The sequence below is a fragment of the Undibacterium sp. Di24W genome (assembly GCF_049340325.1).
GTDB lineage: Bacteria > Pseudomonadota > Gammaproteobacteria > Burkholderiales > Burkholderiaceae_D > Undibacterium.
Map to the genome: position 1 here is coordinate 141,707 of NZ_JBMPOP010000006.1, position 12,311 is coordinate 154,017.

At 45.2% G+C, this 12,311-nt stretch carries 15 protein-coding genes and 1 pseudogene; 12 read left to right on the forward strand and 4 right to left on the reverse strand.

Features of this window, described 5'->3' with window-relative positions; all coding sequences use genetic code 11:
* Nucleotides 1-80: 80 nt before the first annotated feature.
* Nucleotides 81-611 (reverse strand): ComF family protein, encoded by a 531-nt coding sequence (locus ACO0KZ_RS14160; protein WP_422996633.1) that lies wholly within the window; start codon nt 609-611, stop codon nt 81-83.
* Between the two features lie 9 nt (nt 612-620).
* Nucleotides 621-833: pseudogene (locus ACO0KZ_RS14165) on the reverse strand (double zinc ribbon domain-containing protein); the annotation flags it as partial.
* A gap of 202 nt (nt 834-1,035) precedes the next feature.
* On the opposite strand from ACO0KZ_RS14165, the gene ACO0KZ_RS14170 reads away from it, so the two are divergent.
* The 7 genes from ACO0KZ_RS14170 to ACO0KZ_RS14200 all read left to right on the forward strand — a co-directional run bounded on the left by ACO0KZ_RS14170 (nt 1,036) and on the right by ACO0KZ_RS14200 (nt 6,946).
* On the forward strand, nt 1,036-1,962 hold the full coding sequence (locus tag ACO0KZ_RS14170) for a methyltransferase domain-containing protein (protein WP_422996288.1): 927 nt from the start codon (nt 1,036-1,038) through the stop codon (nt 1,960-1,962).
* 234 nt (nt 1,963-2,196) lie between these two features.
* The gene (gene coxB, locus ACO0KZ_RS14175) at nt 2,197-3,387 is read left to right on the forward strand and encodes a cytochrome c oxidase subunit II (RefSeq protein ID WP_422996290.1); all 1,191 of its coding nucleotides are present in this window, start codon (nt 2,197-2,199) and stop codon (nt 3,385-3,387) included.
* A 17-nt stretch (nt 3,388-3,404) separates the two neighbouring features.
* The gene (gene ctaD / locus ACO0KZ_RS14180) at nt 3,405-5,009 is read left to right on the forward strand and encodes a cytochrome c oxidase subunit I (RefSeq protein WP_422996292.1); all 1,605 of its coding nucleotides are present in this window, start codon (nt 3,405-3,407) and stop codon (nt 5,007-5,009) included.
* Between the two features lie 64 nt (nt 5,010-5,073).
* Nucleotides 5,074-5,178, forward strand: coding sequence for a cytochrome oxidase small assembly protein (locus ACO0KZ_RS14185; RefSeq protein ID WP_422996294.1), 105 nt, complete (start codon nt 5,074-5,076; stop codon nt 5,176-5,178).
* 18 nt (nt 5,179-5,196) lie between these two features.
* Nucleotides 5,197-5,799: a cytochrome c oxidase assembly protein gene (locus ACO0KZ_RS14190; RefSeq protein ID WP_422996296.1), complete on the forward strand. Its 603-nt coding sequence runs from the start codon at nt 5,197-5,199 to the stop codon at nt 5,797-5,799.
* A gap of 14 nt (nt 5,800-5,813) precedes the next feature.
* Entirely contained in the window at nt 5,814-6,029 is a 216-nt protein-coding gene (locus ACO0KZ_RS14195) for a DUF2970 domain-containing protein (RefSeq protein ID WP_422996298.1), read from the forward strand.
* A 56-nt stretch (nt 6,030-6,085) separates the two neighbouring features.
* Complete coding sequence (locus tag ACO0KZ_RS14200) at nt 6,086-6,946, forward strand: cytochrome c oxidase subunit 3 (protein ID WP_422996300.1); 861 nt, start codon at nt 6,086-6,088, stop codon at nt 6,944-6,946.
* Nucleotides 6,947-7,037: 91 nt separating this feature from the next.
* On the opposite strand, the gene ACO0KZ_RS14205 is transcribed toward ACO0KZ_RS14200, so the two are convergent.
* Complete coding sequence (locus ACO0KZ_RS14205; protein WP_422996635.1) at nt 7,038-7,238, reverse strand: twin transmembrane helix small protein; 201 nt, start codon at nt 7,236-7,238, stop codon at nt 7,038-7,040.
* Nucleotides 7,239-7,270: 32 nt separating this feature from the next.
* Between ACO0KZ_RS14205 and ACO0KZ_RS14210 the strand changes: the two genes are divergently transcribed.
* From ACO0KZ_RS14210 to ACO0KZ_RS14230, 5 genes are read left to right on the forward strand one after another with little or no spacing between them, the layout of a single operon-like run.
* A complete protein-coding gene (locus ACO0KZ_RS14210; protein WP_422996302.1) occupies nt 7,271-7,990 on the forward strand; it encodes an SURF1 family protein in 720 nt (239 codons plus the stop codon).
* Nucleotides 7,991-8,045: 55 nt separating this feature from the next.
* Complete coding sequence (locus ACO0KZ_RS14215) at nt 8,046-8,567, forward strand: SCO family protein (protein ID WP_422996637.1); 522 nt, start codon at nt 8,046-8,048, stop codon at nt 8,565-8,567.
* A gap of 60 nt (nt 8,568-8,627) precedes the next feature.
* Complete coding sequence (locus ACO0KZ_RS14220) at nt 8,628-9,680, forward strand: COX15/CtaA family protein (RefSeq protein WP_422996304.1); 1,053 nt, start codon at nt 8,628-8,630, stop codon at nt 9,678-9,680.
* Nucleotides 9,681-9,731: 51 nt separating this feature from the next.
* Nucleotides 9,732-10,616 (forward strand): heme o synthase, encoded by an 885-nt coding sequence (cyoE, locus tag ACO0KZ_RS14225; RefSeq protein ID WP_422996306.1) that lies wholly within the window; start codon nt 9,732-9,734, stop codon nt 10,614-10,616.
* 28 nt (nt 10,617-10,644) lie between these two features.
* On the forward strand, nt 10,645-11,232 hold the full coding sequence (locus ACO0KZ_RS14230) for an SCO family protein (RefSeq protein WP_422996639.1): 588 nt from the start codon (nt 10,645-10,647) through the stop codon (nt 11,230-11,232).
* Between the two features lie 100 nt (nt 11,233-11,332).
* Here the strand turns inward: ACO0KZ_RS14230 and rpoH are convergent, their stop codons facing one another.
* Entirely contained in the window at nt 11,333-12,232 is a 900-nt protein-coding gene (gene rpoH / locus ACO0KZ_RS14235) for an RNA polymerase sigma factor RpoH (RefSeq protein WP_422996308.1), read from the reverse strand.
* Nucleotides 12,233-12,311 lie beyond the last annotated feature (79 nt).

Sequence of the window (12,311 nt, forward strand, 5' to 3'; positions counted from 1 at the left end):
GTTGAGCTCGAAATCATAACGCAAAGCTGCGGCCATGTATGAATCCTTGGCGCTATTTAAAATCCAAACCCAATTTCAAACTAAAGCCAAATAGTGCGCGCGAATACGAAATTGGTCACTTTGTTCGCACCAAAGCGTTTTAGCACTTTGGCAGCCTCGTTTAAGGTCGTGCCTGTCGTAATAACATCATCAACGATGGCGACGTGCCTGCCTCGTATCAGACTGCACATCTCAGGATTAACCGTGAAGGCATTTTTTACGTTCTTGTGCCTAGCGTCCGGGTGCAAGCTGCTTTGTTGAAGCGTGTCGCGTAAACGCAGCAAAAGATTGTACCGAACGGGGATGCCCAAGTCATTGCCTAGCGGTCTCGCGATTTCTAAAGATTGATTAAAGCCCCTCGCTGCCAAACGCTGTGCACCCAAGGGTATTGGGCAAATCAGATCGGGCAGGGCTTCTTGAGACATGTAGCTGATTTGGTTCCTTAACTCTTTTGCGAAGGCTTTTGCCAATCCTAGTCGATGTCCAAATTTGAGTGCGAGCACCAAATGATCGATTGGAGGTTTGTAATTGCAGGCGACGATAGTGCGATCAAAGTACGGTCGTTTTTTCAAGCATTCGCCACATAACTGCTTTGGCACAGACGTTGGGATCGGTATCGCACAACAGGGGCAGCGATAGCTTTGATTCTGAAAAAAATCTTTTTGACATGGCGCGCAGACTAGGTTTTCACTTTGACCTTGACAAATGGCGCAGTAGTTCGGAAGTAGCTGTTGGAGTAGCGTTCTCCATAAGATATTGTCGAATCCGAGATGGTAGGCGTTGCGAAATGGCATACTTAGTTTGATAGTGGGAGGAATTTGAGCGTGCAATTTAAATGCACGACTTGTACCTTTTGTCTATTGCGGCGCTTGATTGCATTTAATGAAAAATAAAAATTCCCCCTACTCAATCATGCGAAATAAGCGCTGAGCGGTTAGACTAAACACTTTATTGCTTTCTGAGTTTGGTGTGACTTTAGCATGCCAATTTTGAATTATGCTTAGTGCGCCTATCGATTTGCCTTTAGTCCGTCGTTTGTTTGCAACGCCTCAGCGTGTGCAAGGTTCGCAATTTTTACGAAGAGAAATTGCTAGCCGCATGCGCGAGAAATTGGAGCTAGTAAAGATCGAGGCTGCCACAGTCCTCGACGCGGGATGTTCTGATGGCGTTGATCTACCTTTGTTATCTGCCCGGTTCCCGCAAGCGCAGATTTTAGGCCTGGACGGTTCCTTGCCTGCTTTGTTATGTGGCCAGCCAGCACAAATCAACGTATCCCAAAAAAGTGTGACGCAGGGCCTAAGTCAAATGCTGGAAAAGCTGATTCCGGATTTTTTTCGAAGTAAGCCTAATATCCATTTGATATGCGGTAACTTTGCGCAACCTAGCTTGAAAAAAAATAGTCTGGATGTGCTGTGGTCCAATTTGGCATTGCACTGGCATCCTCAACCCGATTTGGTCTTGAGTGAATGGATGGGGTTGCTCCGTGTGAACGGTCTGGTGATGTTTTCTAGCTTTGGACCGGACACAATGATAGAACTACGCCAAGCATTTTCTGTCGTGGATGATTTTCCACATACTTTGCCGTTTGTGGATATGCATGACCTCGGCGATATGCTAGTGCAGGCAGGATTCGCTACGCCAGTGATGGATGTTGAAAGGATTACGTTGCGCTACCAAGACGTGCGGCAATTGTTTGCAGATGTGCGCGCCTTAGGTGGCAATCCGTTGTTAAGTAGGCGTAAGGGACTGTTGGGGCGCAAAGGTTTTGCTAAGGTGGTAACCGAACTCGAAAAAAATCGAGGTGCGGATGGCCGGATCCCACTTAGTTTTGAAATCGTTTTTGGCCATGCCTTTAAGCCTCAGCCTAAGAGACTCGCAACCGGCGAGTCAATTATCCGCCTCGATTTTCCCAAGAGAAACTAAACCTCAAATTGTTAAGTTGTTAAATTAGCTAATAAATGTCTTTATTGAAGGGTTTGCAAACAGTGCTTTGTGCTAGCAGATTTGGCGACTGTCAATATGATTTTGCTTAGGCGAACCGTGATTTCTTCTTGATATAGCGCAGCTTTACGCTTTATACTCTCGCAGTTGTGGAAGTTGCCAGCGTTTTTCTTGAGCAACTTCTGTTGAAAATTCTAATAGGTTTTTGGGGAAATCATGAAACATGCTATGCGATTAAAGTCGAGAACGCTGGGTGCCTCTTTGGTGCTGGGTGCTTCGCTTTTGGCTGCTGGGATGCCAGCTTGGGCAGTAAAAGATAGCCCAGGTGGTCCTGCCGTCAAGCAGTTAAACCTGCAAACACCCGTGACACAAATCGCGGAGCAGATATATTCCATCCATAACCTCATGCTGTATATCTGCTTGGCGATTTTCGTCGCAGTATTTGGTGTGATGTTTTACTCCATTTTGAAACATCGTAAGTCCTTGGGTCACAAGCCTGCGACTTTCCATGAAAGTACCACGGTTGAGATTTTGTGGACTATCGTGCCTTTCTTCATTGTTATTGGCATGGCGTTGCCTGCAACCAAAACAGTGGTGGCGATGAAGGATACTGCGAATGCAGATATCACGATTAAAGCGACAGGCATGCAGTGGAAATGGGGCTACGATTACCTCAAAGGCGAAGGCGAAGGCATTTCTTTCTTGTCTACCTTAGCAACGCCACGCAGCCAAGTAGGCGCGCCAGGCTTAGCACCTACCGAAGCACGCAGCGTTAACTACTTGTTGGAAGTGGATAACGAAGTCGTTGTTCCGGTTAATAAAAAGGTGCGCATTATCACTACCGCGAATGACGTTATTCACGGCTGGACTATCCCAGCTTTCGGTGTAAAACAAGATGCGATCCCAGGTTTTGTTCGTGATACTTGGTTTAAGGCAGAAAAAATCGGTACTTATCGCGGTCAATGCGTTGAGCTATGCGGTAAAGAACATGCTTTCATGCCTATCGTTGTGAAAGTGGTCTCTGATGCAGATTACACAGCATGGGTTGATGGCAAGAAAAAAGAAATGGCCGCGAAAGCCGATGATCCAAGCAAAGTTTGGACAGTAGATGAATTGAAACAACGTGGTGAAAGCGTTTACGCCGCCAATTGCGTTGCTTGTCACCAAGCCAATGGTAAAGGTGTTCCAGGTGCGTTCCCAGCGTTAGATGGCTCTGCGGTGGTAACTGGTCCTAAAGCAGCCCAAGTAGATATCTTGTTGAACGGTATTCGTGGCATGCCTGCTTGGAAAGCTACTTTGTCAGATACAGAAATTGCAGCGGTAATTACTTATAGCCGTAATAGCTGGTCGAATAAGTCCGCCGAAAATATCGTCCAGCCAGCCGAAGTTTTGGCTGCGCGTAAGTAATTGAACAGGAGATAGAGATGAGTAATACAGTAGCTGATCACGCACACGATCACTCTCATGGTCACGATGACCACGCCCACGATCATCCACATGGCTGGCGTCGTTATTTGTTCGCGACTAACCACAAAGACATCGGTAACTTGTATTTGTGGTTCGCGTTTTCAATGTTGATGCTTGGTGGTGTAATGGCGCTGGCAATTCGTAGTGAATTGTTCCAGCCAGGTCTGCAGTTAATGCAGCCAGAATTCTTTAATCAGTTGACGACCATGCATGGTTTGATCATGGTGTTTGGCGCGATTATGCCGGCTTTCGTTGGATTTGCTAACTGGATGATTCCTTTGCAAATCGGCGCATCCGATATGGCATTTGCACGTATGAATAACTTCTCCTTCTGGTTGATGCCGCCTGCGGCTCTTCTGTTGGCTGGATCTTTCTTTGTTCCTGGCGGCGCAACTGCTGCTGGCTGGACTTTGTACGCACCATTATCGACGCAAATGGGACCTGGTATGGATATGGCGATTTTCGCTGTACATATCATGGGTGCTTCTTCCATCATGGGCTCGATCAACATCATTACAACGATTTTGAACATGCGCGCTCCTGGCATGACTTTGATGAAGATGCCAATGTTCTGCTGGACTTGGTTAATTACTGCTTACTTGTTGATCGCTGTTATGCCAGTTTTGGCAGGTGCGATTACTATGACTTTGACTGACCGTCATTTCGGTACTTCTTTCTTTAATGCAGCTGGTGGCGGTGATCCAGTGATGTATCAACATATTTTCTGGTTCTTCGGACATCCAGAGGTGTACATCATGATTTTGCCAGCCTTCGGTATTGTTTCTCAAATCATCCCAGCATTTGCACGTAAGCCTTTGTTTGGTTATGCATCCATGGTGTATGCAACAGCTTCCATCGCGATTTTGTCCTTTATCGTTTGGGCACATCACATGTTTACAACTGGTATGCCAGTCACGGCGCAGTTGTTCTTCATGTACGCAACGATGTTGATTTCTATTCCAACAGGCGTGAAAGTGTTTAACTGGATCGCAACGATGTGGAAAGGTTCGATGACTTTCGAAACGCCGATGTTGTTCGCGGTTGGTTTCATCTTCGTATTTACTATGGGTGGTTTTACTGGTTTGATTTTGGCTGTAACGCCTATCGATATCCAGTTGCAGGATACTTACTATGTTGTGGCTCACTTCCATTATGTTTTGGTGGCAGGTTCCTTGTTCGCCTTGTTCGCTGGTTTCTACTACTGGGGACCAAAATGGACAGGTTTCATGTATAACGAAACTCGTGGTAAAGCACATTTTTGGTTGTCTTTGATTTTCTTCAATATCACTTTCTTCCCTATGCACTTCTTGGGATTAGCTGGTATGCCACGTCGTTATGCCGATTATCCAGCGCAGTTCACCGACTTCAATCAGATCGCTTCTATTGGCGCGTTTGGCTTCGGTTTGATGCAGGTGTATTTCATCTTGTTCGTGGTGATTCCATCGATCAAAGGTGGTAAGCCAGCTGATGCAAAACCATGGGAAGGCGCTGAAGGTTTGGAGTGGACAGTACCAAGTCCAGCACCATTCCACACGTTTGAAGAACCACCCATAGTCAAATAATTGACGCAGTAAGCCCTAAGTAATCAATGAAACTAAGCCCGGCGCAAGCCGGGGTAGCTAGAAAATGAAAAACCAAAAGAAAAGTAATCTCACCACAGCATTGATTTTGGCATCGGTCGTGCTGGTGTTTTTCATCGGTATCATTGTCAAGCAAGCTTTGTTTCGTTGAGGCTAAATTGGAATACGCATGTCGGATGATCTAAAACAGGAAATTAAACCAGCAGCACTCGAAGACCAGACTGAAAATAAAAAACTGAATTTCTTGATGTTAAAGAAGTTGTTGGTTATTGCGGTTGTGATGTTTGGTTTTGGTTATGCCTTGATTCCGATTTACAAGCAGATTTGTGAAATTACTGGTATCAATATCTTGACGCCAAAAGACATATCTGCTGATGCGGTAGTGAATTCTCAAGTTGATAAAAGCCGTTTGATTACTATTGAGTTTGATGCGAATACCCAAGGCCCATGGCGTTTTCGGCCTACGGTGTCTAGTTTGCAGGTGCATCCTGGTGAAATGGCGCAAGTGGTGTATGAAGTCGTGAACAAGCAGTCCTATAAAATGGATGCTCAGGCGATTCCAAGTTACGCACCACAGCAGGCAGCAGCATTTTTCAAGAAGATGGAATGTTTTTGTTTTAAGCAGCAAACTTTAGAAGCAAATGAAGCACGTCAAATGCCCGTATCGTTTTTTATTGATCCTGCATTGCCAAAAGATGTGAAGACTATTACCTTGTCTTATACTTTTTTTGAGGTTGGCCTACAGCCAGCGGCTGGTAAAACTGGACAATAAAAAACGGGTAAAAGATGGATGACTTAAAGCAGGCAACAAAACGCAAGGCGTCATTTTTAGCAACGATGAAAGCGGTGCTTTGGTCGTTTTTAGGAATCCGCAAGCGAAGTGCTTATGAAAGGGATGCAGCACAGTTGAATCCTGTTCATGTCATCATTGCAGGTTTGCTAGGCGCAGCGATTTTTATTACGATTCTAATTGTGATCGTAAAACAGGTCGTAGCTAAGTAAAAAATAGTTAATATTAGTTAATAATTGAGTTTAAAAAATTGTATCGGGAGATGGAAATGAGTTCTCATAACGCTAGTGCACCGTACTACTTCGTGCCAGGTCCTTCACAGTGGCCAGTATTAGGCGGCATTACTTTACTGCTGACTATGCTTGGCGCGTCCGCTTGGGTTAATGGCGCAACTTGGGGTGCCTATTTGAATTTTGCAGGTATTTTCCTGACCTTAGTGGTTTTGTACAAATGGTTTGGTGACGCAATCGCTGAATCAGAAGGTGGTAAATATAGTGCTCGCATTGATACTTCCTTCCGTTGGAGTATGAGTTGGTTCATCTTCTCCGAAGTGATGTTCTTTGGTGCATTCTTCGGCGCATTGTTCTATGCACGCAGCATCTCTATGCCGTGGTTGGCGGATCTGGATCACAAAGTTTTGTGGCCTGATTTTGCTGCGCACTGGGGGAATATTGGACCTGCAGGCACCATAGAAGCGTTTAAAACGATGGGACCGTTCCCTATCCCAACGATCAATACAGCATTGTTGTTAACTTCTGGCGTAACTTTGACTTTGTCACATCATGCATTACGTGAAGGCAAGCGTCCACAAACTTCGTTTTGGTTATTTGCAACGATCTTGTTAGGTGCAATCTTCATGGGTTTCCAAGCCTATGAATATATGCACGCGTACAGCGAATTGAATTTAAAACTGACATCCGGGATTTATGGTTCAACTTTTTACATGTTGACCGGATTCCACGGTTTCCATGTAACTATGGGTGCGATTATGTTGTCGGTGGTTTTATATCGCCACATGAAAGGCCACTTTACAGCAGACCATCATTTTGCGTTTGAAGGCGCAGCTTGGTACTGGCACTTTGTTGACGTGGTCTGGCTCGGTTTGTATGTTGTTGTTTATTGGCTCTAATTGATGGTTGTAATTACTGGCTATAATGATTAGAGGTAATTAAACAAAAAGCCGCACTCAGTGCGGCTTTTTGTTCATAGAGACTTTAGTCTTAGCGTATGCCTGTCGGTTGTATTAAGCCAAAGTGATGCGCGATCAGGATCAGGATAAACAGGCTGATCGAGAAGCCCACGCGAAAAGCCAGGGCTTTCACTGTGCGGTTGCTCTTACCTTTATCTTTCATTAAGTAGACTAAAGCTGAGCCCAGACTGACAAGTATCAGTAAGAAGGCTATGGCGACTAGGATTTTCATATTCATCACTTTTCTGCAAAAGTCTTATTGTAATGCTTAAGTCTATTTTGATCCGCATCTTGCCTTTTGTCATGACCGCTTTGTTGTGTGCTTTGGGTATATCTTTGGGTAACTGGCAAACCAGACGTGCGGAGGAAAAAGAAGTGCTGGCGCAGCTCATTCAGGAACAAATGCGTAGGCCCGCGGAAATTCTTACTAAAAGTAGTGTACTCGCCGACTTGCCGGCGTTTCAACGTTTAAAGTTACGTGGTCAATTTGTTAGTGGCTGGCCTTTGTATCTCGATAATCGCCCACTACATGGTGTAGCCGGTTTTTATGTATTAATGCCATTCAAGTTGCAAGATAGTGATGTCACCATCTTGGTCGCGCGTGGTTGGCGTCAGCGCAATCCTGCAGAACGAACTAAAATGCCGGAGTTGCTCACCAACGAGGGACCGATGGAACTTGAAGGTGTTATTCGCGATCATTTAGATCGCACTATGCAACTTGGGCAAAGTGAGATTCTAAAGGCCGGCGCAATTATTCAAAGTTTGTCTTTGGTCGACCTGCGCAAGCAAAGTGGTCTAAAAATAGTAGATAAAGTGCTTGAGCAAACCTCTGATATGAACGATGGTCTGGTGCGTGATTGGCCTAAACCTTCAGTAGGATCAGATAAGCATAGAGCGTATGCATTTCAATGGTATGGGTTGGCACTAATGGCGGCCATCTTTTTTGTAGTGACAGGAATTCGTCGTGGAAAACGTAGACAATAGAAAAACAGCAGGTCGTTGGAAATTATTTGCCGTGCTCGCCGTGTGCGCAGCACCTATGATCGCGTCCTACTTTACTTATTATGTAATTAAACCAACTGACAAGAACAATTACGGAACGATTATCGATCCGCGTCAGTATCCTATGCCTGAACTCAATATGACGAACGAGGAAGGCGCAAAGCCTTCGGCCTTAAGTGAACTAAAAGGCAAATGGCTGATGGTACAGGTTGATGGTGGAAGTTGTGCTGAGGTGTGCCAGAGAAAGCTACTCGAAATGCGACAGCTGCGTTTGGCGCAAGGTAAAGCGATGGATCGGATAGAGCGGGTTTGGTTAATCACTGATACCCAAACAGTTGATGCGCAAATAAAACCTGGTATCGCTGGCACCTATCTATTGCGCACTGACCGTGCAGCCTTGGAGAAATGGCTACCTACAGAAAGCGGCTCACAAATTCAAGACCATATTTATCTGATAGATCCTTTGGGTAATTTGATGATGCGCTTTCCTAAAGATGCGGATCCAAACAAAGTTAAGAAAGATATTGGCAAATTGCTCAAAGCTTCAGCCATCGGTTAGACGTTTAGTTGCCTTTTTTATCTACCAACGTCTCACTAACTGCACCTCTCTCGACTGAATATGTTTATCCAACTCGCTATTTATGGACTATTGATTGCATTGTTTCCACTGGCTATAGTCTGGGCATCCAAAGACAGCAATAAATACCGCAAGCTGATTGCTGTGACTTTGTTCCTTACTTTTGATTTGATTGTGTTTGGCGCCTTTACGCGTCTGACGGACTCCGGTTTGGGCTGCCCAGACTGGCCAGGTTGCTATGGTCAAGCTAATCCATTTCAGGCACACACTGAGATTAAGGCAGCGGAAGCATTAATGCCCACCGGCCCGGTGACTGTGATGAAGGCTTGGATAGAAATGATACATCGCTATTTGGCGATGTGCGTTGGCGTCTTGATTACCGCCCAGTTGATCATCGCTTGGTGGCGTCGTTCCAGCTTACGCCATTCGCCTTGGCTGGCAACGGTATTGTTTGTATTGGTTCTGGTGCAAGGTGCTTTTGGTAAATGGACCGTCACAATGAAGCTGCAACCGATTATTGTGACTATTCACTTACTGCTGGCATTGACCTTGTTATCGCTGTTAGTTTGGGCTTGGATGCGAGAATCACCCAAAGCAGAAATTATCGTCAGACCATGGCTGAAAACTCTGATTCCAGTAGTGTTTTTAGTGCTCCTGATGCAGATCGCATTAGGCGGTTGGGTTAGTACCAACTATGCAGCACTGGCTTGTCATGATTACCCATCTTGCAATGGCGAGGTGATACCCGAGTTAGATTTTGAACATGCTTATGTCTTATGGCGTGAACTGGGGAAAACCGCCAGCGGTGATTATTTACCTCATTCTGCGTTAGTGACTATACAATGGGTGCATCGTAGCTTTGCCTGGATAGTTTTTTTGAGTTTGGGCTTGACGGCATTCTTGTGTCGTAAGCATGCTACTTTAAGAACTAATAGCAATGCAATCTTGGCTGTACTCTTTGTGCAGTTTTTGAGTGGCGTAGCAACGGTTTATTTTTCATGGCCTTTATCGATAGCGGTTTTGCATAATGCAGGCGCTGCCTTACTTGTGCTGTTACTGAGCATGTTAAACTATCGTGTTCGCACGAGCACTTGATACGCTACGCTCAATTTTAATTCTTAATCGCCGTCCCCCCATTGCATCTACATGACTAAGCCCAGCACTGTGAGTAATCGCTTTCTTCAATATATCGCCTTAACTAAACCTAGGGTGACCCAACTCGCTGTGTTTTGTGCGGTGATCGGCATGTTTCTGGCAACGCCGACTCTTCCAGACTGGAAAGTAGTTGTTGTTGCAACGATAGGCATATGGCTACTCGCAGGTGCCGCTTTTGCCGTGAACTGTCTGGTAGAACGCGAGATTGATGCACGTATGGCGCGCACGGCACGTCGTCCTAGTGCTCAAGGTGAGTTGAGCACCAAGCAAATTGTGATTTTTTCAGCAATCATAGGTGGTGCAGGCATGTGGGTGCTATACGCACTGGTGAACCCTTTGACAATGTGGTTGACCTTCGTCACTTTCGTTGGATACGCGGTGATTTATACGATTATTCTAAAGCCCGCAACACCACAGAATATCGTGATTGGCGGTTTATCCGGTGCTATGCCACCAGCGCTAGGTTGGGCTGCAATTGCCAATGAAGTCCCGATGCAAGCTTGGTTGCTAGTGTTGATTATATTTGTCTGGACGCCACCACATTTTTGGGCATTGGCGATGTATCGCCGTGATGATTACGCTAAATCGGGTTTGCCCATGCTGCCGATTACGCACGGTATGGAATTTACCCGCTTTCATGTTTGGTTGTACACCATTGCTTTATTCGCGACAACATTGTTGCCTTATGCCGCAAAGATGAGTGGCCTGATCTATCTGGTGAGTGCGGTGATTTTGGGATTGGCGTTCTTATGGTACGCGTGGCGGATTTATCGCCATTATGATGATGTATTGGCACGCAAGACTTTCACTTTTTCTATCGTTTATTTGTCCTTGCTGTTTGTCGCACTTCTGGTCGACCACTACATAAAGCTTTAATATGAAAACAATTTTGTTCTCTCGTTTGATGCGTCGTGGCTTATTGGCCTTGTCCCTCTTGTCAGTGCTTGGTCTTGTTGCATGCGGCAAGACTGAAACAGCAGAAAAATTCATTAATACTGATTTGACGGGCTTACCCTACGGTAAGGAGTTCACGCTCACCGACCAAAATGGCAAAACACGCACTTTGCAAGATTTCAAAGGTAGAGCGGTTGTTTTGTTTTTTGGCTATACGCAATGTCCAGATGTCTGTCCTACCACTATGTTTGACATGGCGAAAGTGATGACGCAGTTGGGGCCATTGTCCGACAAGGTGCAAGTGCTTTTCGTAACAGTTGATCCGGAGCGCGATACGCAAGCTTTACTGGCTGCTTATGTGCCCAATTTTGATAAGCGCTTCTTAGGTCTATACGGCGATGCAGCGGCGACGGCGAAAGTAGCCAAGGAATTCAAAGTGTTTTATCAAAAGAGTGCAGGTAGTACGCCAGAGAACTATTCCATGGATCATACGGCAGCTAGTTATGTGTTTGATCCAGAAGGTCGTATTCGCCTCTATGTTCAATATGGTCAAAAACCAGAAGCGATCGTGCATGATCTGAAAATTTTACTGAAATAAGTAAGTTACTCAAAACAGTTAGAGCAAAGAAAAAGGCACTCAAAATAAATTGAGTGCCTTTTTTATTGTGCTTGAGAGTAGATACTAAATTGCTTGAGCCTTACGCATAGCTACTCAAGGAACTCTTCATTTTTTTCAAAGCTGCGCTTTCGATTTGGCGTATGCGTTCTGCGGATACGCCGTATTCATCAGCCAAGTCATGCAAGGTTGCGCCAGAACCATCGTCATTTTGTAACCAGCGTGACTCAATGATATGACGTGAACGTGGATCCAGTTTGGATAATGCCGCTTCCAAACCTTCGCTTTGCAAGCGATCATACTGTTGGGCTTCAATGACACGGGTTGGCTCTTCTGCTTCTGTTTTCAAGTAAGCGATAGGCGCGAATTTTTCATCTTCGTCATCGCTGGAGCCATCTAAAGCAACATCGCGACCAGACAGACGCATTTCCATTTCGATCACATCTTCACGCTTGACATCTAGTTTACTAGCTAATTTGTCAATCTGAGAAGGCGTCATGGAATCCAGACCTTCTTTGTTTGAGCGCAAATTAAAGAACAACTTGCGTTGTGCTTTCGTGGTAGCGACTTTGACTAAGCGCCAGTTTTTCAAGATGTATTCATGCATTTCGGCTTTGATCCAATGCATAGCATAAGACACCAAGCGTACACCTTGGTCAGGATCGAAACGTTTGACCGCTTTCATCAAACCGATGTTACCTTCCTGAATCAAGTCGGCATGCGGTAAGCCATAACCTAAGTAACCACGCGCGATAGAGACTACCAGACGCAAGTGCGACATAACTAATTGTTGCGCGGCGTTTAGGTCATTCTGTAACTTCAATTTTGTCGCAAGATCAATTTCTTCTTCGTGCGACAACATAGGCAAACGATTGACGGCAGAGATATAGGCATCAATATTGCCCAGCGTGCCAGTGAAACCCAGTGCTAAAGCCGTGCTGTCCGAAGAATGCAAAAAGCCTTGTGCTGATGTTTGTGTCATGTTTCCTCCTGATATCAAATCAGATTATTCCGTAAAGCGGTACCAAAAATTATTTTTCGATACGTTCAAGTTCTAATAT